At 74.7% G+C, this 18,861-nt stretch carries 16 protein-coding genes; 11 read left to right on the top strand and 5 right to left on the bottom strand.

Annotated elements, in window-relative coordinates; translation table 11 throughout:
• Positions 1 to 8 precede the first annotated feature (8 nt).
• Positions 9 to 1,073, top strand: a complete 1,065-nt coding sequence (locus tag B086_RS0122485; protein WP_018568684.1) for an ATP-dependent DNA ligase — start codon at positions 9 to 11, stop codon at positions 1,071 to 1,073.
• 263 nt (positions 1,074 to 1,336) lie between these two features.
• On the opposite strand, the gene B086_RS0122480 is transcribed toward B086_RS0122485, so the two are convergent.
• Positions 1,337 to 1,798, bottom strand: a complete 462-nt coding sequence (locus tag B086_RS0122480) for a MarR family winged helix-turn-helix transcriptional regulator (protein WP_018568683.1) — start codon at positions 1,796 to 1,798, stop codon at positions 1,337 to 1,339.
• A gap of 349 nt (positions 1,799 to 2,147) precedes the next feature.
• Here B086_RS0122480 and B086_RS0122475 point away from each other — a divergent pair, with 349 nt between their 5' ends.
• Genes B086_RS0122475 through pcaD form a run of 7 tightly spaced genes read left to right on the top strand, consistent with a single transcriptional unit; the run spans position 2,148 to position 8,661 of the window.
• Positions 2,148 to 2,903 carry a CoA transferase subunit A gene (locus B086_RS0122475; RefSeq protein WP_018568682.1) on the top strand — a complete coding sequence of 252 codons (756 nt, stop codon included), beginning with the start codon at positions 2,148 to 2,150 and terminating at the stop codon, positions 2,901 to 2,903.
• Positions 2,903 to 3,547 carry a CoA transferase subunit B gene (locus B086_RS0122470; protein ID WP_018568681.1) on the top strand — a complete coding sequence of 215 codons (645 nt, stop codon included), beginning with the start codon at positions 2,903 to 2,905 and terminating at the stop codon, positions 3,545 to 3,547. The genes B086_RS0122475 and B086_RS0122470 overlap by 1 nt, the downstream gene beginning before the upstream one ends.
• The gene (locus B086_RS0122465; protein WP_018568680.1) at positions 3,544 to 4,749 is read left to right on the top strand and encodes an acetyl-CoA C-acyltransferase; all 1,206 of its coding nucleotides are present in this window, start codon (positions 3,544 to 3,546) and stop codon (positions 4,747 to 4,749) included. The genes B086_RS0122470 and B086_RS0122465 overlap by 4 nt, the downstream gene beginning before the upstream one ends.
• Before the next feature lie 11 nt (positions 4,750 to 4,760).
• A complete protein-coding gene (gene pcaH, locus B086_RS0122460; protein WP_018568679.1) occupies positions 4,761 to 5,534 on the top strand; it encodes a protocatechuate 3,4-dioxygenase subunit beta in 774 nt (257 codons plus the stop codon).
• A 6-nt stretch (positions 5,535 to 5,540) separates the two neighbouring features.
• Positions 5,541 to 6,155: a protocatechuate 3,4-dioxygenase subunit alpha gene (gene pcaG / locus B086_RS0122455; RefSeq protein WP_018568678.1), complete on the top strand. Its 615-nt coding sequence runs from the start codon at positions 5,541 to 5,543 to the stop codon at positions 6,153 to 6,155.
• A complete protein-coding gene (pcaB, locus tag B086_RS0122450; RefSeq protein WP_018568677.1) occupies positions 6,152 to 7,516 on the top strand; it encodes a 3-carboxy-cis,cis-muconate cycloisomerase in 1,365 nt (454 codons plus the stop codon). Before pcaG ends, pcaB begins: the two co-directional genes overlap by 4 nt.
• Complete coding sequence (gene pcaD, locus B086_RS0122445; RefSeq protein ID WP_018568676.1) at positions 7,513 to 8,661, top strand: 3-oxoadipate enol-lactonase; 1,149 nt, start codon at positions 7,513 to 7,515, stop codon at positions 8,659 to 8,661. The genes pcaB and pcaD overlap by 4 nt, the downstream gene beginning before the upstream one ends.
• A 104-nt stretch (positions 8,662 to 8,765) precedes the next feature.
• Here the strand turns inward: pcaD and B086_RS0122440 are convergent, their stop codons facing one another.
• On the bottom strand, positions 8,766 to 11,456 hold the full coding sequence (locus tag B086_RS0122440) for an ATP-binding protein (RefSeq protein WP_018568675.1): 2,691 nt from the start codon (positions 11,454 to 11,456) through the stop codon (positions 8,766 to 8,768).
• Between the two features lie 197 nt (positions 11,457 to 11,653).
• On the opposite strand from B086_RS0122440, the gene B086_RS0122435 reads away from it, so the two are divergent.
• On the top strand, positions 11,654 to 12,886 hold the full coding sequence (locus B086_RS0122435) for a DUF2510 domain-containing protein (protein WP_018568674.1): 1,233 nt from the start codon (positions 11,654 to 11,656) through the stop codon (positions 12,884 to 12,886).
• 141 nt (positions 12,887 to 13,027) lie between these two features.
• On the opposite strand, the gene B086_RS0122430 is transcribed toward B086_RS0122435, so the two are convergent.
• Positions 13,028 to 13,645, bottom strand: coding sequence for a TetR/AcrR family transcriptional regulator (locus tag B086_RS0122430; protein WP_018568673.1), 618 nt, complete (start codon positions 13,643 to 13,645; stop codon positions 13,028 to 13,030).
• Between the two features lie 250 nt (positions 13,646 to 13,895).
• On the opposite strand from B086_RS0122430, the gene B086_RS0122425 reads away from it, so the two are divergent.
• Positions 13,896 to 14,693: a phosphatase PAP2 family protein gene (locus B086_RS0122425; protein ID WP_026252668.1), complete on the top strand. Its 798-nt coding sequence runs from the start codon at positions 13,896 to 13,898 to the stop codon at positions 14,691 to 14,693.
• Positions 14,690 to 15,853, top strand: a complete 1,164-nt coding sequence (locus tag B086_RS0122420; RefSeq protein WP_018568671.1) for a hypothetical protein — start codon at positions 14,690 to 14,692, stop codon at positions 15,851 to 15,853. The genes B086_RS0122425 and B086_RS0122420 overlap by 4 nt, the downstream gene beginning before the upstream one ends.
• A gap of 38 nt (positions 15,854 to 15,891) precedes the next feature.
• On the opposite strand, the gene B086_RS0122415 is transcribed toward B086_RS0122420, so the two are convergent.
• Positions 15,892 to 16,737 carry a phospholipid scramblase-related protein gene (locus B086_RS0122415; protein WP_018568670.1) on the bottom strand — a complete coding sequence of 282 codons (846 nt, stop codon included), beginning with the start codon at positions 16,735 to 16,737 and terminating at the stop codon, positions 15,892 to 15,894.
• A gap of 52 nt (positions 16,738 to 16,789) precedes the next feature.
• Complete coding sequence (locus tag B086_RS0122410) at positions 16,790 to 18,856, bottom strand: phosphocholine-specific phospholipase C (protein ID WP_018568669.1); 2,067 nt, start codon at positions 18,854 to 18,856, stop codon at positions 16,790 to 16,792.
• Between the last annotated feature and the right edge of the window lie 5 nt (positions 18,857 to 18,861).

The following is an 18,861-nucleotide window of genomic DNA, read 5'->3' as shown; positions in this document are numbered from 1 at the left end:
TCGCAGCCATGGAGCTGCCCGTGATGCCGCCCGTGAAGCCCATGCTCGCCAAGCCGGTGGCGCGCATCCCGCCGGGGATGCACTACGAGGCGAAGTGGGACGGGTTCCGGGCCGTCGTGTTCCGCGACGGGGCCGAGGTGGAGCTGGGCAGCCGTACGGGCAAGCCGCTGACCAGGTACTTCCCTGAGCTGGTCGGGGCGTTCCGGGAGCGGTTGCCGGAGCGGTGCGTGCTGGACGGGGAGATCGTGATCGCGCGGGAGGGGCGGCTCGACTTCGACGCGCTGACCGAGCGGATCCATCCGGCCGACTCGCGGGTACGCACGCTGGCCGAGCGGACCCCGGCCTCCTTCGTGGCGTTCGATCTGCTGGCGCTGGACGCCGAGGCCCTCCTCGACGTACCGCTGGCGGACCGGCGGGCGCTGCTGGAGCGGGCGCTCGCGGGGGCGGGGGCGCCGGTGCACGTGGCGCCGGCGACGACGGACATCGACGTGGCCCGGCAGTGGTTCGAGCAGTACGAGGGGGCCGGGCTCGACGGGGTGATCGCCAAGCCGCCGGGGCTGGGCTACCTCCAGGACCAGCGGGCCATGTTCAAGATCAAGCACGAGCGGACGGCGGACGTGGTGGTGGCCGGCTACCGCCTGCACAAGAGCGGCCCGGTCGTGGGCTCGCTGCTGCTCGGGCTCTACGACGACCGGGGCGTCCTCCAGCACGTGGGGGTGGCGGCGGCGTTCCCGATGAAGCGCCGCGCCGAACTGGTCGAGGAGCTGGCGCCGTTGCGCATGGACGATCCGTCCGGGCATCCGTGGGCCGCGTGGTCCGAGGAGGCGGCGCACGAGTCGGCCCGGCTGCCGGGCGCGCCGAGCCGCTGGTCGGGCCGCAAGGACCTGTCGTGGGTGCCGCTGCGGCCGGAGCGGGTGGCCGAGGTGGCGTACGACCACATGGAGAACGGGGCGCGGTTCCGGCACACGGCGCGCTTTCGCCGCTGGCGTCCGGACCGGGCCCCGGAGAGCTGCACGTACGCCCAGTTGGAGGAGCCCGTCCGCTACGACCTGGCGCGGATCCTCGGCCCCTGACGCGGGCCGGTCTCCCGCTCCGCGGGGGCGCCGGGTGTCATGTCCGCCGGGTCAGGACGTCATGAGGATCTCCGCCGGATCAGGGCGTCATGAGGATCTCCGCCGCGCCGTCCTGCTTGTGGGTGGCGAAGTCGCCGACGCGGAGCGGGTCGTCGTCGGCGCCGAGCGGATCGTCGTCGGTGAGGTGGGGCAGGAAGCCGCCGCCGGCCGGCTCCTCGACCGCGGGGTCGGGGCGTCCTCCACCCGGACGTCGCGCTTGCCCTTCAGGCGCGGGCGGCGGGTTCCACCGGGTTGCGCAGGCCCTCGGCGGCGTCCGCGACGCGCCGGATCAGGTCGAAGAACTGGGTCTGCTCGGCGGGGCTGAGCGGGCCCAGGAAGACCTGGTTCATCCGGGCCGTGCGCACGGTGAGCCTGCGGTGGGTGCGCTCGCCCTCCGCGGTCGGCCGGAGCAGGAAGCGGCGGCCGTCCCCGGGGTCGCGGACCTTCCCGAGCAGACCGCGGCGTTCGAGACGGCTGACGACCTCGGCGATGGTGGAGCGGTCGAGCCCGACCCGCTCCCCCACGGTGCGCTGGTCGAGTCCGGGCTCGGCGGCCAGCGCGTTGAGCACGGCGAACTGCGGTGAGGTGATCTCCTCGGAGACCATCGTGTTCCACAGCAGGTAGTGGGCCTGCTGGAGGCGCCGGGCCAGGTGCCCGGGGTGGGTCGTCAGGTCCACCGCGGCCATGAGCGCTCCTCGTTCTCGCAGTTCTCGCACGGTTCTCGCCGGTTCGCGCGGGCGCGTGGCGCACGCCCGGTCTGTAGGTGCACTGAACAGTATCTCCATCGAGCCACCGTCCGGTCCTGCGACACGCGGATGATGTGAACCACTGGTCAGAACCCTTGACGGTCTCCGGTGACGGTGGCAGCGTGAGGGCCGCTCGCGGAAATACTCAGTGCCCTGACTATCTACGGACCATCTGGGACGCCCCTCTGCGGCGACCATCCGCGGCACCGGACGCCCGGCGCCGCACGGTGCCGTCCGGTGCCGTCCGGTGCCGTCCGGCAGGGCCCCGGCAGAGACGAGGCGTGTTTCGATGGACAAGGTGGTCCCCACCGCCGCCCAGGCGGTGGCCGACGTGGGCGACGGCGCCTCGCTGGCGGTGGGCGGATTCGGGCTCAGCGGTGTGCCGAACGTACTGATCCAGGCGCTGTACGAGCGCGGGAGCGGCGCCCTGTCGGTCGTCTCGAACAACTGCGGCGCGCTGGACTCCGGCCTCGCCGTGCTCCTCGCGGCCGGCCGGATCGCCCGGGTGACCGGCTCCTACATCGGCGCCAACAAGGAGTTCGCCCGCCAGTACCTGGCCGGCGAGCTGGAGGTGGAGCTGATCCCGCAGGGCACGCTGGCCGAGCGGCTGCGGGCCGGCGGCGCCGGGATCCCGGCCTTCTACACCCCCGCCGGTGTCGGCACCCAGGTCGCCGACGGCGGACTGCCCTGGCGCTACGACGGGCAGGGCGGCGTCGCCCTCGCCTCGCCGCCGAAGGAGGTCCGCGACTTCGACGGCGCCTCCTACGTCCTGGAGCGCGGCATCCGCACCGACTTCGCGCTGGTCCGTGCCGCCCGCGGCGACCGGCACGGGAACCTGGTGTTCGCCAGGTCCGCCCGCAACTTCAACCCGCTGGCGGCCATGGCGGGCAGGGTGACCGTCGCGGAGGTCGAGGAACTGGTCGAGCCGGGCGAGCTGGACCCGGACGCGGTGCACCTCCCCGGGATCTTCGTGCAGCGCGTGGTCGCGCTCACCGCCGAGCAGGCCGGCGACAAGCGGATCGAGAAGCGGACGGTGAGTGCCTGATGGCCTGGACCCGTGAGGAGATGGCCGCCCGTGCGGCGCGCGAGTTGCGCGACGGCCAGTACGTGAACCTCGGCATCGGGCTGCCGACGCTGATCCCGAACCACCTGCCGCCGGGCGTCGAGGTGGTGCTGGAGTCGGAGAACGGCATTCTGGGCACCGGCCCCTACCCCGCCGAGGACGCCATCGACCCGGACCTGATCAACGCCGGCAAGGAGACCGTCACGGTGCTGCCGGGCGCCTCCTTCTTCGACTCGGCGCTGTCCTTCGCGATGATCCGCGGCGGGCACATCGACGTGGCCGTGCTCGGCGCCATGCAGGTGTCCGCGGGCGGCGACCTGGCCAACTGGGCGGTCCCCGGCAAGATGATCACCGGGATCGGCGGGGCGATGGACCTGGTGCACGGCGCCCGCACGGTCGTCGTCGTGATGACCCACACCGCCAAGGACGGCTCCCCGAAGATCGTCGAGCGGTGCACGCTGCCGCTGACCGGCGCGGCCTGCGTCGACCGGATCGTCACCGACCTCGGCGTCCTGGACGTCACCGGCGACGGACTCGTCCTGATCGAGACCGCGCCCGGGGTCACCGCCGAGGAGATCACCGCCAGGACCGACGCCGAGGTCCGTGTCCCGGGAGAGCCGCGATGACCAGGACCGTCTATGTCGTCGACGCCGTCCGCACCCCCTTCGGCCGCTACGGCGGCGCCCTGGCCGAGGTGCGCCCGGACGACCTGGCCGCGCACGCCCTGCGCGCGCTCCTCGCCCGCACCCCCGGCCTGGACCCGGCCCGGATCGAGGACGTGTACCTCGGCAACGCCAACGGCGCGGGCGAGGAGAACCGCAACGTCGGCCGCATGGCCGCCCTGCTCGCCGGACTGCCCACCTCCGTGCCCGGCGTGACCGTCAACCGGCTGTGCGCCTCCGGCCTTGAGGCGGTGGTCCAGGCGGCCCGTGCCGTCGCCGTCGGGGACGCGTCCGTCGTCGTGGCGGGCGGGGTCGAGTCCATGACCCGCGCCCCCTATGTGCTGCCCAAGGCGGACCGCCCCTTCCCGGCCGGGCACACCGAGCTGTACTCGACCACGCTGGGCTGGCGGATGGTCAACCCGCGGATGGAGCCGCAGTGGACGGTCCCGCTGGGCGAGTCCGCCGAACTGATCGCCGACAAGCACGCGATCAGCCGCGCACAGCAGGACGAGTTCGCCCTGGACAGCCAGCGCAAGGCCGCCGCCGCGCAGCGGGCCGGGCTGTTCGACGCCGAGCTGGCGCCGCTCACGCTGCCCCGGCGCAAGGGCGAGCCGGTGGTGTTCGCCGCCGACGAGTCCGTACGGCCGGACACCTCCCCGGCGGCGCTGGCCGCCCTGAGACCGGCGTTCCGCACGGAAGGCGGCACGGTCACCGCGGGCAACGCCTCCCCGCTGAACGACGGCGCCGCCGCCCTGCTGCTGACCGACGAGGAGGGCCTGCGGGCCACCGGCCGCGAGCCGCTGGCCCGGATCTCGGCCACCGGCGTCTGCGCCACCGACCCGCACTACTTCGGGCTCGCCCCCGTCGAGGCCGTCCGGCGCGCCCTGGCCAGGGCCGGGAGGAGCTTCGACGACCTGGACGTCCTCGAACTCAACGAGGCGTTCGCCGCGCAGGTGCTCGGCTGCCTCGCCGAGTGGCCCGCGCTCGACCCGGCCGTCCTCAACCCGCAGGGCGGCGCCATCGCCCTCGGCCACCCGCTCGGCGCCTCCGGCGCCCGGCTCGCCGGCACCGTCGCCCACCAGCTCGCCCGCAAGGGCTCGGGCACCGGCATAGCCACCCTCTGCATCGGCGTCGGACAGGGCCTCGCCCTCGTCCTGGAACGCTAGGAGACCGCCCCATGACCCTCACCCAGCAGGACATCGACCGGGAGATCGCGGCCGAGCACGCCGCGTACGAGAAGCGGCTCGCCCAGGGCGCCCCCGTCGAGCACCACCCGCGCCGCGACTACGCGCCCTACCGCTCCTCCGTGCTGCGGCACCCGAAGCGGCCGCTGGTCGCCATCGACACCGCCAAGGACCCGGAACTGGTCGAGCTGACCTCGCCCGCCTTCGGCGAGCGGGACCTCACCGAGACCGACAACGACCTCACCCGGCAGCACACCGGGGAGCCGGTCGGCGAGCGCATCACCGTCTCGGGCCGGCTCCTGGACCGCGCCGGACGCCCGGTGCGCGGCCAGCTCATCGAGATCTGGCAGGCCAACTCCGCGGGCCGCTACGCCCATCGGCGCGAGCAGCACGACGCCCCGCTCGACCCGAACTTCACCGGCGTCGGCCGCACCCTGACCGACGCCGACGGCCGCTACCGCTTCACCACGATCCAGCCCGGCCCCTACCCGTGGCGCAACCACCTCAACGCCTGGCGGCCCGCGCACATCCACTTCTCCGTCTTCGGCGCGGCGTTCACCCAGCGTCTGGTGACGCAGATGTACTTCCCGAACGACCCGCTCTTCCCGTACGACCCGATCCTTCAGTCCGTGACGGACGACGCCGCCCGGCAGCGGCTGATCGCCGCCTATGACCACAGCCTGTCGGTACCGGAGTTCTCCCTCGGCTACCGCTGGGACATCGTGCTCGACGGCCCCGCCGCCACCTGGCTCGAAGAAGGGCGCTGAGCTGCCATGACGACGACCGACACCGGCCTTCCCGAGGGTCCCGAGGGCGCGGCGCCCACCCCGTCGCACACCGTGGGCCCCTTCTACGGCTACGCGCTGCCCTTCCCCGGCGGCGAGGACGTCGCGCCCCACGGCCGTCCGGACACCGTCACCGTGCACGGGTACGTGACGGACGGCGAGGGCCGTCCGCTGCCCGACGCGCTGATCGAGACCTGGGGCCCGGACCCGGACGGGCGCATACCCGCCGTGGACGGCTCGATGCGGCGCGACCCCGCCTCCGGCGGCTTCCTCGGCCGCAACGGCGTGGAGTTCACCGGCTTCGGCCGGATCCAGACCGACGCGGACGGCCACTGGTACGTGCGCACCCTGCGGCCCGGCGCCCGCGGGGGCAACGCCCCGTACCTGAGCGTCTGCGTCTTCGCGCGCGGTCTGCTCGTACACCTGTTCACCCGGATCTACCTGCCCGGTGACGACGCCGCCCTGGCCGCCGATCCGCTGCTCTCCCGGCTGGACGAGGAACGGCGCGCCACGCTGGTCGCGGCACGCGAGGACAGCGGGGCATACCGTTTCGACATCCGCCTTCAGGGCGAGGGCGAGACGGTCTTCCTGGAGTTCCGGTGACACCATCCGCACCACGGCCCGACAGCACCCGCGCCGAGGCCGGGCTGCTCGCGCCCGGCTGGACCGGTTCCGCCGCCGCGGCGGCGACCGGCGACGCCGCCTTCCTGAGCGCACTGCTGGCGGCGGAGGCCGCGCTCACCCGGGCGCAGGCCGCGCTCGGCCTCGTCCCCGAGGGCGCGGCCGAGGCGGTGACCCGGGCCGCCGACCCGGCCCGCTTCGACCTGAGGGCGCTGGCCGAACGCGCCCGCGGCGGCGGCAATCCCGTGATCCCGCTGGCCGCCGACCTGACCGCGGCGGTGACCGAGGCGGCGGGCGAGGAGTACGGCGCCTGCGTCCACCGGGGCGCGACCAGCCAGGACATCATGGACACGGCCGCCATGCTGGTCGCCGTGCGCACCCTGGACCTGGTCCTCGCCGACCTGGCCCGCACCGAGGCCGCCCTCGCCCGGACGGCCGCCGCGCACCGCGACACCGTGCTGCCCGGCCGGACGCTGACCCAGCACGCCGTGCCGACCACGTTCGGGCTGAAGGCGGCCGGCTGGCGCGCGCTCGTCCTGGACGCCCGGGACCGCGTCGCGCGGGTACGGGACGCGCTGCCCGTGCAACTGGGCGGCGCGGCGGGCACCTTGGCGGCGTTCGCGGCCTACGGTGCCGAGGACCCGGCCGCGCTGGTGGCGGCGTACGCCCGCGAACTCGGGCTGCGCGCCCCGCTGCTGCCCTGGCACACCCTGCGCACCCCGGTCGCCGACCTGGCCGGCTGCCTCGCCTTCACGGCGGGCGCCCTGGGCAAGACGGCCGCCGATGTGCTGACGCTGTGCCGCACCGAGATCGCCGAACTGGCCGAGGGCAGCGGCGGCGGCTCCTCCGCGATGCCGCACAAGGCGAACCCGGTGCGCTCCTCCCTGATCGCCGCGGCGGCCCGGCGCGCCCCGCAGCTCGCGGCCACGCTGTACGCGTCCATGGCCGCCGAGGACGAGCGCCCCGCGGGCGCCTGGCACGCCGAGTGGGAGCCGCTGCGCGATCTGCTGCGGCTGGTGGGCGGTGCGGCCCGCGACGCGGCGGAGCTGGCCGAGGGGCTGCGGGTGGACACCGGTGCGATGCGCGCGCACCTCGGCCTCACCCACGGACTGATCGTCTCCGAGCGGCTGTCGGCCGAACTGTCCGGGGTGCTCGGCCGCGCCCGCGCCCGGGAACTCCTCACCGAACTGGCCCGCCGTGCCTACGCCGAGGACCGCCCGCTCGCCGGACTCCTCGCCGAGGTGCCGGAGTTGCGGGACACCGACCTGGCGGGCCCGACCGACCCCACCCGTTACACCGGCTGCGCCGGAACCCTCACCGACCGTGCTCTGGAGCGACGTTGACCGTGCACCACCGTGCCGAAGGCCCCGCCACGGCACCCGCCCTGCTGCTCGGCCCCTCCCTGGGCACCTCCTCGGCGCTGTGGGACCGGGTCGCCCCGGAACTGGCCGCCTCCCACCGGGTGGTCCGCTGGGACCTGCCCGGACACGGCGGTTCGGCGGCCGGTCTCATCGGGCCGGGCGCGACCGTGGCCGACCTCGCCGCGCTGGTCCTGGAGCTGGCGGACACGCTCGGTCTGGAACGGTTCGCGTACGCGGGGGTGTCCCTGGGCGGCGCCGTGGGGCTGCATCTCGCCGTGCACCACCCCGAGCGGCTGACGTCCCTGGCGGTGATCTGCTCCTCGGCCCACTTCGGCGGGGAGCGGGCATGGCGGGAGCGGGCCGCGCTGGTACGCCGGGAAGGGCTCGCCGCCCTGGCCGCGAGCGCCGGATCCCGCTGGTTCGCCGGTGACTTCACCGTGCCCGAGCTGGTCCGCGACCACCGCGAGGCCGACCCGGAGGCGTACGCCGCCTGCTGCGACGCGCTGGCCGCCTTCGACCTCACCGGCAGGCTCTCCGGGATCCGCACGCCCACGCTGCTGATCGCGGGCCGCCAGGACCCGGCGACACCGCCCGCGCACCTGCGGGAGATCGCCGACGCGGTGCCCGGCGCGGCCCTCATCGAGATCCCGGGCGCCTCGCACCTGGCGCCCGCGCAGTGCCCCGGGGCCGTGCTGACCGCGCTGCGCACTCAACTGGACGGCCCCGCCCGGCAGGGCATGCGGGTACGGCGCGAGGTGCTGGGCGACGCGCACGTGGACCGCGCCCAGGCCCGGCAGACCCCGTTCACGGCCCGCTTCCAGGACTTCATCTCCCGTTACGCCTGGGGCGAGATCTGGACCGATCCCACGCTCACCCGGCGCGAACGCAGCATGATCACCATGACCGCGCTGGTCGCCCACGGCCACCACGACGAGCTGGCGATGCACGTCCGCGCGGCCCGCCGCAACGGGCTGACCCCCGAGGAGATCGGCGCGGTGCTCCTCCAGAGCGCGGTGTACTGCGGGGTGCCCGCGGCCAACTCGGCGTTCGCGGTGGCCCAGCGGGTGCTGGCGGAGGAGCCGGACGCGGGCGGGCCGGGCGAGGCGGCCGGGCCGGGAGCGGGCTGAGGCCGTCGCCGGGCCCGGGTCCGTCGCCGGGTCTGGGGTCTCGCCGGGCCCGGGTCCGTCGCCGGGCGTGGAGAGCGGGTCCGAGGGCGGGCGAGCGGGCCCGCTCAGTCCGTGTCCTCCAGCGGGAAGCCGTTGGACTCCAGTGCCGCGCGGGCGCGGTCCGCCAGGCCGTCCGCGCCGCAGGAGCGGGCCAGCGCCAGACCGCGCCGCAGCTCGGCCGCCGACCCGGCGGCGATGCCGTGCTCGACGCGGGCGGCGGCGTGCTCGTACTGGCAGGGTGACGCCTCCAGAAAGGTGACGGCCTGGGCGGCGAGGGCGACCGCCCGCGGGCCGGTCTCCAGCGCGGCGGCGCAGCGCAGCGCCTCTCCTATGGCGGTGTCGGTGCCGAACCGCTCGGCCTGGCGGCGCACGTCGGAGGCGAGCCGCGCGGCACGGGCCGGGTCCTCCACGGCGAGGGCACGGGCCAGATCCGCCGCCCAGGGCACCATGACCGGATTGTGGTGGCCGCGCACGGCGGCGGCCTGCTCGGCGGCCTCCAGTTCGGCCACGCCCTCCTTGGTGCGGCCCGCGGCGAGCAGCAGCCGGCCGCGGACGCTGCGCGGGTCCGGGATGACGATGGTGGCCGGGTAGGGCGGCGCGAAGCCGTACCGCTCCGCGATCTCCCATGCCTCCTCGACATGGCCGCGGGCGAGCAGGGTGTCCACCAGGTTGCAGGTGGCGGTCCAGTACAACGGCAGCCCGCGGCCCACCCGTTCGGCGATGGCCAGCGACTCGCGCAGGGCCTGCTCCGCCTCGCGCAACCGGCCGCGCCTGCGGTGGCCGAGGCCCACGTAGGCGTACGCGAGGGCGAGGTGGCCGCCGCTCCAGTGGGCGTTCTCGTAGGCGCGCAGCGCTTCGTTGTAGAGGGCTTCGGCGCGGTCCAGGCGGTCGCTGTAGGCGTAGGCGCTGGCGAGCATCAGCAGCAGTTCGATGCCCCACTCGGTGTCGGTCCAGCCGAGTCCGGGGGCGAGACGGCCGTTGACGAGGGCGCGGTCGCACAGCTCCGCGACCTCCTCGGCGTTCTCGCCGCGCGCCATGGCGTCGAAGCCGCGCAGGATCAGCAGGGCGCGCTCGGAGTTGTCGCGTCCGGTGCAGCCGGCGGCGAGTTCGGCCAGCCGTTCGGAGCGGTCGGGAGTGATGGTCTCCCCGGTGTGCAGGCCCTCCCACATGAACTGGACGGCCTGGAGGCGCAGCCGGACGGGGCCCGGCGGGTGCCGGGCGGCCTCGGCCTCGACCGTGCGGACGGCGTCCTCCAGCTGGTTGTTGTGCAGCAGGGCCTGGGACAGCCGCCAGACGGCGTCCACGCGGGTGGTGCCGTCCAGGCCGGGCATGCTCAGCGCCAGTTGGAGGTGGTCGATGGTGGTGGCGGGAGCGGTGAGCAGGGTGGCGCAGCCCAGTTCGTACAGCACGCGTGCGTGCACCTCGGGAGTGGGCGGTTCCAGCAGGGCCCGCTCCAGGCAGCGGCGGGCGGCCTCCGGGGCGCCGACGGCGAGGTGTTCGCGGGCGGCCTGCCGCAACTGGTCGACGAGTTCCTCGTCGTCGTCCGGGTGGACCTGGAGCAGATGCCGGGAGGCGGCCGCGGCGCCGAGACCGGAGTCGGTGACGACTTGGGCCGCGATGCCGTGCATGGCGGTGCGCAGCGCGTCCGGGATCGAGCTGTAGACGGCGGTGGCGATGAGCGGGTGCACGAACTCCAGGTCGCCTTCGCCGGCGCCCGCGGTGGCCGGATCGGGCTCGGTGAGGATGCGGGCCTCGCGCAGCAGTTCGGCGCAGCGCGCGGCGTCGTCGCGGTTCATGGTCGCGAGCCGGGCGACCAGCTGGACGGAGATGTCGGTGCCCAGGATGGCGGCGGCCCACGCGAACCGGGTGGCGTCGATGCCGAGTTCCTCCAGGCGGGCGACGAGGCCGCCGCCGCGGGCGGAGCGGTTCAGGTCGCGCAGTTCGCCCGCGTGCGCCTCGACCGGGTCCAGCTCGCTGTCGCGGACCTTGGCGAGGAGTTCGACGGTGTCGTAGGGGTTGCCGTCGGTGACCGCCCACACCTCGCGGCAGAACGGGCCGTCGGCGTGCGCGCCGAGCGTGCTGCGGGTGAGCGCCGCGGTGGCCTCCGGGGAGAGGCAGCTGAGGGTGCGGACCCCCGCGGCGGCCGCGACCGCCTCCAGCAACTGGGCGCTGTCGCCGCTCACTTCGCCGGGGCGGCGGGTCACGACGAGGAGCACGGACAGCTCGGTGAGGCGTCCGGCGAAGGCGGCGAGCCAGCGCAGGCTCTCCTCGTCGGCCCAGTGGACGTCGTCGATCATCAGCACGAGCGGCCAGTCCCGCCCGGCCAGCCGGCTCACCGCGGCGACCAGGCCCTCGCACACGCTCCGCGGGTCGGCCTGTCCGCCGCCGGGTTCCGCTATGCCGAGGGCGGGCCCGGCGATGCCGTACCACTCGCCCAGGTACTCGCGGGCCTCCTCGGGCATGAGCGACAGCAGTGCGGGCTGGAGCAGTTGGCGCACCACGTTGAAGGGGACGGAGCGCAGGACCTCGCCGCCGCGCGCCGACCACACGGTGCAGCCGCGTGCCTCGGCGATGCGGCGGGTGCGGGCGAGCAGGGTGGTCTTGCCCAGCCCGGCCTCTCCCTGGAGCACCAGCAGTTCTCCGTGGGACGCGCGGTCGGAGCACAGGGCCTCCACCGCGCGGAGGATGGCGGTGACTTCCTCGTCGCGCTCCCACAGGGAGTCCGAGGCGGCCGGTCCCGGCCGTACCTCCGTCATCCCGCTACCTCCCAAGTCGCCCGAACGACGTACGAATGCCGAGCCTAGCGGCCGGGCCGCCCGAGCGGAGCCCGGTCGGGCCACCTCTTGCCGTGACGGGTGACGGGTGCCGTGCGCGGCCCCGGCCGCGGCGGCGGAACCGGGCCGCAACGGGTCCCTCTCATACCGCTTTCACGGACGCCTCATACGGTGGGGGCATGACGCAGGTGACTCCTCCCGGGTGGTACCCCGACCCGGGCCAGACGAATGACGGTCCCGCCACCGAGCGCTGGTGGGACGGCAAGGCGTGGACGGACCGGGTCCGCCCGGCCGGTCCGGCCGCCGCGTGGGGTCCGCCGGCGCACCCGGCCGCCGGTCCGGTGCCCCCGGAGCAGCCGGCGCGGCCGCCGTCCCCGGAGCCCCGGGACGACGCGGGCGGGCCGCCGTACGCCGGACAGCCGGGGCAGCCCGGTCCGCAGGGACTGCCGCAGCAGCCGGGACAGCCGGGGGCTCCGGTGCAGCCCGGGTATCCGGTGCATCCGGGTTACCCCGGTTATCCGGCGCAGCCGCCCGCCCGTTCGCGGCGCGGGCTGCGGACCGGCATAGCCGTCGCGGTGACCGCCGCGGTGCTGGCGAGCATCGGGGTCGGCGTGTACGTGCTGAGCAAGGACGACGGCGGCAGCAGCCGCGCCGGGTCCCAGCAGGGTCCCGGCGGGCAGCGCGGCCCCGGGGACCGGGAGGGTTCCGGCGGCCGGGGCGGCCCGTTCGGCGGCGGTCCCGGTGGGTCGGGCGGGTCGGGCGGGTCAGACGGCTCCGGGGGCCTCGGCGGGTCAGGCGGTTCCGGCGGGCGGGGCGGCTCGGGCGGTTCCGGTGGTTCCGGTGACCCGGACGGGTCCGGGGGCGGTGCCCAGGCGCCCAAGATCCGCAGCGGTTCGGTGGCCGACCCGGTCAACGGCATCAGCCTGCCCGTCCCGGACGGCTGGTACGGCCAGCAGATCGGCGTGGGCGCCCAGCTCACCTCCGACAGCGGCTACAAGTGTCCCGGCGACACCTCGAAGTCCTGCACCAAGGGCGGCGCCTACTCGGTGCCCGCCGCGGCGCTGCGCACCGCGGGCAGCACGCCCGAGGAGGTCGCCAAGGCCGACATCGAGGCCAATGTGAAGGAGTCGTACGGCGGGACGACCTACGGGGCGGTGACCTCGCACCAGGTGCTCGCCTCCAAGGCGGTGACCGTGGCCGGCCAGAAGGGCTACCTGGTGCGCTGGAAGGCGGTCACGAGCAAGGGTGCGGACGGGATCGTCGAGTCCCTGGTCTTCCCGTCCCCGGCGCGGCCGGGCCAGTTGGTCGTGGTGCGCTTCGGGGTGGACGCCGACCAGCCGCAGTCGCTGCTGGACGACATCACCAAGGGGATCAAGGTGTCCTCGGGCGGCGGCAGCGGCCAGAGCGCCTGACGCCGCGCGTCCCGCTTTGCCGGCCGGGCGGACTCCCTCTCCGCTCAAGAGGGGCCGCCCGGCCGGGAGCGCGCCGCCCCCGTCCCCACGGTGCGGCGCGTGCAGGCCGTCGTCCGGTCATCCCGTGGACGGCGGCCTGGGTCAGGGTTCGAGGCCGAGTGCGGGCAGCACGGCGGCCTCGACGAACCGGACGAGGTAGTCCGGGTCGGCGTAGGTCCCGTCGATGACGGGCCGGATGCGTACGACGCCGAACATCTGCGCGGGCACATAGGCCAGCGCCGGGTTGTCCGGGGCCACTTCGCCGCGTTCGACACCGCGGCGCAGGATCTCGCGCAGCGCTGCGACCTCCGGCTCCACGACGGCCTCGCGCAGCGCCTGCTTCAGCTCCGGGTCCTGCATCATGGCGGGCCCGAGCGCCTGGAGCAACCGGGTGTCCTTGCCCGACCACTCCCCCGCCGCCCGCGCGGCCCGGCGCAGGTCCTCGGCCAGCGAGCCGGTGTCGATCCCGCCGAAGCGGCTGCGCCGGTTGGCGCGCAGGGCGGCCACCACGAACTGCGGCTTGTTCTTCCACTGCCGGTAGAGCGTGGACTTGCTGCACCGGGTGGTGGCGGCGACGCCCTCCATGGTCACGGCGTCGTACCCGCACTCGCGAACCTGTTCGAGGACGGCGTCGAAGAACTCCTGCTCACGCTCGGGCGTGATCTTGGAGCGGCGCGAGGCGACGACCGTGTCCGGTCCGTCCGCGGCCTGCGACGTCATCGCTCTTCTCCTCGCTCGTGGCTCCAGCGCGGCTCCAGCCGCTCTCCAGTGTGGTTCATGTCCGGTGTGAGAGACCTCAGCCGTGTGTGAGAAGCCTCAATCGATACGCCAGTGTACCGGTACACCATCGTATCGGTACACTGGCGTATCGGTACGATGTCGTATCGATGCTACGGGTACGGGCGGCTCGCCCCTACCGGGACGCACCCACTCACCACACACGCACACACGGACGCGAAGGGGCCGGGGCATGACATCCCGAACCGAGGGCGCCGCCGCGGCACCCGCGAGGCCCGCTCGGCCCGCGCTCGTGCGCGAGCTGCTGCTCGTCGCGGGGCTGTTCCTCGTCTACAAGCTCGGCCGCCGACTGGCCGCCGACCACACCGGCGAGGCCCTCCGCAACGCGGACCACGTGTGGCACCTGGAACGGGCGCTGCACCTGCCCGGCGAGGGCGCCGTCCAGTCGCTGCTGCTGCACGGCGACACCCTGGTGCGCGTCGCGAACACCTACTACGCGACCGTGCACTTCCCGGCCACCGTCGGACTGCTGGTCTGGCTGTATCTGCGCCGCCCGGCGCACTACCTGTGGACCCGCCGCGTCCTCGCCGCGCTGACCGCCGCCGCCCTGGTGCTGCACCTGGCGTTCCCGCTCGCCCCGCCGCGCATGCTCGCCGCCACCGGCCTGATCGACACCGCGCACGTGTACGGGCCCTCGGTGTACGGGCCGCCCAGGACGGACCATCTGTCGAACCAGTTCGCGGCCATGCCCTCGCTGCACTTCGGCTGGGCGCTGATGGTGGCCCTCGCCCTGGTCGCCGCCACCCGGTCCCGCCGGCGCTGGCTGTGGCTGCTGCACCCGCTGCTGACCCTGCTGGTGATCGTGGGCACCGCCAACCACTACTGGCTCGACGCGCTCGTCGCCACGGCGCTGCTCGCCCTGGCCCTCGCCCTCCTGCCGCGGCCGAGCGGACGGACGCTCGTCGTGGCACGCGGCCCCGGCCGGCCCGTACCGGCCGAGGACGGCACGCTCGTGGGGGCCGTCCGATGAGCGCCGCCCTGCTCGCCCTGGGCCTCTCGCTCTTCTCGGCCGTCGCCTACGCCGCCGCCGCGGTCGCCCAGGAGCGGCTCGCCGCGCGGGCGGCCGCCACCGGCGCCCTCGCGCTGCTGCGCCGCGGCGCCTGGTGGGGCGCGGTGGCGCTGAACGGATCGGCGGCGCTGCTGCACGTGGTGGCCCTGAAGTACGGGCCGCTGACCGTGGTCCAGCCGCTCGGCGCGCTCACCCTCGTGGCCGCCGTGCCGATGGGCGCGCGGCTGGCCGGGCGGAAGGTCGCCGCCGCCGAGTGGCGCGGCACGGCCTGCACACTGCTCGGTCTCGCCGCGCTGCTGGTCGCCGCGTCCGGGCCCGCGCCCGAACAGGTGCTGAGCCCGGCCGAGGCGCTGGCGGTGGCGGGCACCACGGCCGTCCTCATCGGTGTGCTGTCCCGGCCCGGCGCCCGGCCGGGCCTGCGGCACGCGACCGCCTCCGGTCTCGCCTCGGGCGTCGCCTCGGCGCTCACCCAGACGGTGACCGTGGCCGCCACGGACCACACCGGACCGCTGCTGAGCGCGCGGGTGATCGTGGTGGCGCTGCTGGTCGCGGCGTTCGCGACGGGCGGGCTGCTGCTCTCGCAGACCGCCTACCGGGGCGGTCTGGGCGCGCCGCTGGCCGTGGTGACGCTGGCCAATCCGGTGGCCGCCGCTGTGATCGGTCTCACCCTGCTCGGGCAGGGGCTCCAGGGCGGGGTGCGCGGGGTGCTGCTCGCCCTGGCCGGTGCGGCGCTCGCCGCCTGGGGCGTCGTCGAACTGACCCGGGCGACCCCGTCGCGTACGGAACCGGCCACGGCGGACGGGGGGCCGGGGCTCGCGACGGCGGCCGACGCCGGTGCCGCTGCCGGGGCGGCCGGACTCGTGCCGGACGCCGGGGCCGGGGCATCGCCCGCGCTCGCCGCCGTACCGGCGCCCGCAGCCGCGCCCGGAGCGCCGCCGGTACGGGAGATCGTCCCCGCGCCCGCGCGCACGCCCGCACAAGGCAGCGGCCACGAGGAGCACCCCGTGGCCGCTGTGCTGGCCCTGGAAGCCGGGTCGGCCGCCCGGGAACCGGCGCTGCGCGTGCGGCGCCGGACGCGCCGCTCCCGCCGGTCCGGGCCGGACCGCCTCACCAAGCTCTGAAAGCTCCGGGCGCGCTGCGGGCCCTCCGCCGGGGCGGGTCAGCCCAGGCCGCGCGCGTCCTGCTTGAGCGCCGTGTCCACGGTCAGCGCCGTCGCCACCACGAGGCTCAGCAGCGGCTCGGGCAGCTGGTAGTGGATCTGGAGGACGTAGTTGTCGGCCGTCGTGAACATCGTCTTGGCCAGGCCCTCCCAGGTCTTGGTGATCCGGGCGACCTCGTTGTCCGCGTGGTCGACGATCGCGAAGTTCCAGGCCCGCCAGTTCTCCGCCTTGATGGCGCCGACCTGCTGCCCGTTCGCGTTCATCGCGAAGTTGATCTTGCCGAAGACGTTCTGCTGGACGATCTCGCCGACCTGCGAGCCGTCCGGGCGGGAGACGATCACCCGCGACTTGAGGAACTTCGCGGGCCGGGTCAGCACCAGCTGCGGCTGCCCGTAGGCGTCCCGGATCTCCAGCCGGTGCGTCATGAACTGGTCGATGCTGGAGACGAACCGCACGACCTTGCGCAGGGCGCTCTGGCCGATCTCGGTGACGACGCCGAGCCGGTTGCCGTTCTGGTCGAAGACCTCGTACTCGTTGGTCAGCTCGATCAGCTTGGCCTTCTGGTTCACCACGAGGACCGGTTCGCTGAACAGCGTGCCCCCGCCGACGTTGCCGGACGCGACACCGGCCTCCTCCCGCACCTGCTGCTGCACGCGCGGGTCGAACCCGGCCTGCGGGGCCGCCGCGGGCGTCTGGGCCTGCGGCGGCACCTGCTGGGCGGCGGGAGCCTGCTGGTCGGCGTGGGTGTGCTCGGTCCACTGCGCGCCGTCCCAGTAGCGCAGCGTCTGCGCCGCCCCGTGGGGGTCCGGGTACCAGCCTGCAGGTGTGTTCGAATGCGTGGTCACCGGGGCACACTACCGCGAGCCGGCCGGAAAGCAACCGCCGCGCGGAGGCCGGTCAGCCGGCCGCGATCGCGGGGTCGCTCACTCCGGGAAGGCCGTTCTCGACATGCCCGGCGAACCTCCGTACGAAGGACGGGTCGGCCGCGGAGGTGACCGTCAGGTCGTACCAGCGGCGGCTCGCGGCGAGTGCGAACCGGTGGCGCACCGTGGCCCCCGCCTTCACCGGGACGTCCACCGGCCGGCCGCCGTAGCCGACGCTCACCCTGAGCCGTGCCGTCCCCGTCCCCCGGTGCGTGAAGGTGAGCTCCACGTCGTCGCCCGCGTAGCGCGCGGTGACCTCCGGGCCCGCCGTGCGGCCGGGGCCGCGGAAGGTGCGCAGGAAGCCGTTGGGCCCGTGCACGGTCAGGTCGTACGAGCCCCCGGAGTAGGCCGAGTTCCAGGTGTCGGAGACGGTCTTGCCGGCCTCGGTGGTGTACGTCCAGGGGCCGTCGGTGCGGTTGCCCGAGGTGATCAGGAAGGCGGCCCCGGCCTGCGCTCCGGAGGCGAAGGACAGGGTGAACTTCCCGGCCGCCGGGTCCGCCGAACCGTCCACCACGGGCGCGTACTTGAGCGGACGGGCGGGCCGGCTGCCGGGTTCCTGGCGGGGCAGGGCGCCCTGGGCGGGCGGCACCGGGACGTAGTCGGGGTGGCGGTCGCGGTCCGGCGGCGCGTACCCGGAGGTGTCCGGCAGGGAGACCGGGCGGCTGTCCGCGCGGGAGAAGTCGAAGGCGGCCGTCAGATCGCCGCAGACCGCCCGCCGCCAGGGCGAGATGTTCGGCTCGCGCACCCCGAAGCGGCGCTCCATGAACCGGATGATCGAGGTGTGGTCGAAGGTCTCGGAGCAGACGAACCCGCCCTTGCTCCAGGGCGATACGACGAGCATCGGCACCCGCTGGCCGAGCCCGTAGGGACCGGCGACCTGACCGCCACCGCCCTTGAACAGGTCCGCGCCCGGATCGACGGTGGACAGTCCCTGGTCGGCCGAGTCCGGCGGGAAGGGCGGCACGAGGTGGTCGAAGAAGCCGTCGTTCTCGTCGTAGGTGATGAACAGGGCGGTTCTCGCCCACACCTGCGGATCGCCGGTGAGCGCGTCCAGGACCTGGGAGATGTACCAGGCGCCGTAGTTGGCGGGCCAGTTGGGGTGCTCGGTGAACGCCTCGGGGGCGACGACCCACGATATCCGGGGCAGCCTGCCGCCCTTGACGTCGGCCCGCAGCCGGTCGAAGAATCCCTCGCCCCGGCTCGCGTCGGTGCCGGTGCGGGCCTTGTCGTGGAGCGGGTCGCCGGGCCGGGCGTTGCGGTACTGGTCGAAGTACAGCAGCGAGTTGTCGCCGTAGTTGCCCCGGTAGGCGTCCTGGATCCAGCCCCAGCCGCCGCCGGCATCGAGTCCGTCGCCGATGTCCTGGTAGATCTTCCAGGAGACCCCGGCCCGCTCCAGCCGCTCGGGGTAGGTCGTCCAGCTGTAGCCCGCCTCGTCGTTGCCGATGACGGGGCCGCCGCCCTTGCCGTCGTTGCCGGTGTATCCCGTCCACATGTAGTAGCGGTTGGGGTCGGTGGAGCCGATCAGCGAGCAGTGGTAGGCGTCGCAGACGGTGAAGGCGTCGGCGAGCGCGTGGTGGAAGGGGATGTCCTGGCGGGTCAGGTACGCCATCGTCGTACTGCCCTTGGTGGGCACCCAGCGGTCGTAGCGGCCCCGGTTGTGGGCGGCGTGCCCGTCGTTCCAGCCGTGCGGGAGGTCCTGGACGAAGGCGAGGCCGAGGTCGTCGGCGTCGGGGCGGAAGGGCAGGATCTCCCGGCCCGCGGCGTCCTTCTGGTACCAGACCGGCTTGCCGCCGGGCAGGGTGACCGGGCGCGGGTCGCCGAAGCCGCGCACCCCCCGCAGGGTGCCGAAGTAGTGGTCGAAGGACCGGTTCTCCTGCATGAGGACGACGATGTGCTCGACGTCCTCGACCGATCCGGTGCGGTGGTGGGCGGGCAGTGCGGCGGCGCGCTGGATGCTGTTGCTGAGCGCGGTGAACGCCGTGGTGGCGCCCGCGATCTGAAGGAAGCGGCGCCGGTTGACCTCGGGGGTGGGTGACGGCATGGGGG

Origin of the sequence: Streptomyces sp. PsTaAH-124, from assembly GCF_000373685.1 — a bacterium.
GTDB lineage: Bacteria > Actinomycetota > Actinomycetes > Streptomycetales > Streptomycetaceae > Streptomyces > Streptomyces andamanensis.
This window is presented reverse-complemented; position numbering and strand designations above follow the sequence as displayed.

Excerpts from the sequence above, each read along its gene's own strand:
- pcaH (WP_018568679.1), top strand. The coding sequence starts at position 4,761 with ATGACCCTCACCCAGCAGGACATCGACCGGGAGATCGCGGCCGAGCAC.
- B086_RS0122410 (WP_018568669.1), bottom strand. The coding sequence starts at position 18,856 with ATGCCGTCACCCACCCCCGAGGTCAACCGGCGCCGCTTCCTTCAGATC.
- B086_RS0122440 (WP_018568675.1), bottom strand. The coding sequence starts at position 11,456 with ATGACGGAGGTACGGCCGGGACCGGCCGCCTCGGACTCCCTGTGGGAG.
- pcaG (WP_018568678.1), top strand. The coding sequence starts at position 5,541 with ATGACGACGACCGACACCGGCCTTCCCGAGGGTCCCGAGGGCGCGGCG.
- B086_RS0122485 (WP_018568684.1), top strand. The coding sequence starts at position 9 with ATGGAGCTGCCCGTGATGCCGCCCGTGAAGCCCATGCTCGCCAAGCCG.
- B086_RS0122425 (WP_026252668.1), top strand. The coding sequence starts at position 13,896 with ATGACATCCCGAACCGAGGGCGCCGCCGCGGCACCCGCGAGGCCCGCT.
- B086_RS0122435 (WP_018568674.1), top strand. The coding sequence starts at position 11,654 with ATGACGCAGGTGACTCCTCCCGGGTGGTACCCCGACCCGGGCCAGACG.
- B086_RS0122480 (WP_018568683.1), bottom strand. The coding sequence starts at position 1,798 with ATGGCCGCGGTGGACCTGACGACCCACCCCGGGCACCTGGCCCGGCGC.
- B086_RS0122475 (WP_018568682.1), top strand. The coding sequence starts at position 2,148 with ATGGACAAGGTGGTCCCCACCGCCGCCCAGGCGGTGGCCGACGTGGGC.
- B086_RS0122470 (WP_018568681.1), top strand. The coding sequence starts at position 2,903 with ATGGCCTGGACCCGTGAGGAGATGGCCGCCCGTGCGGCGCGCGAGTTG.
- B086_RS0122465 (WP_018568680.1), top strand. The coding sequence starts at position 3,544 with ATGACCAGGACCGTCTATGTCGTCGACGCCGTCCGCACCCCCTTCGGC.
- B086_RS0122420 (WP_018568671.1), top strand. The coding sequence starts at position 14,690 with ATGAGCGCCGCCCTGCTCGCCCTGGGCCTCTCGCTCTTCTCGGCCGTC.
- B086_RS0122430 (WP_018568673.1), bottom strand. The coding sequence starts at position 13,645 with ATGACGTCGCAGGCCGCGGACGGACCGGACACGGTCGTCGCCTCGCGC.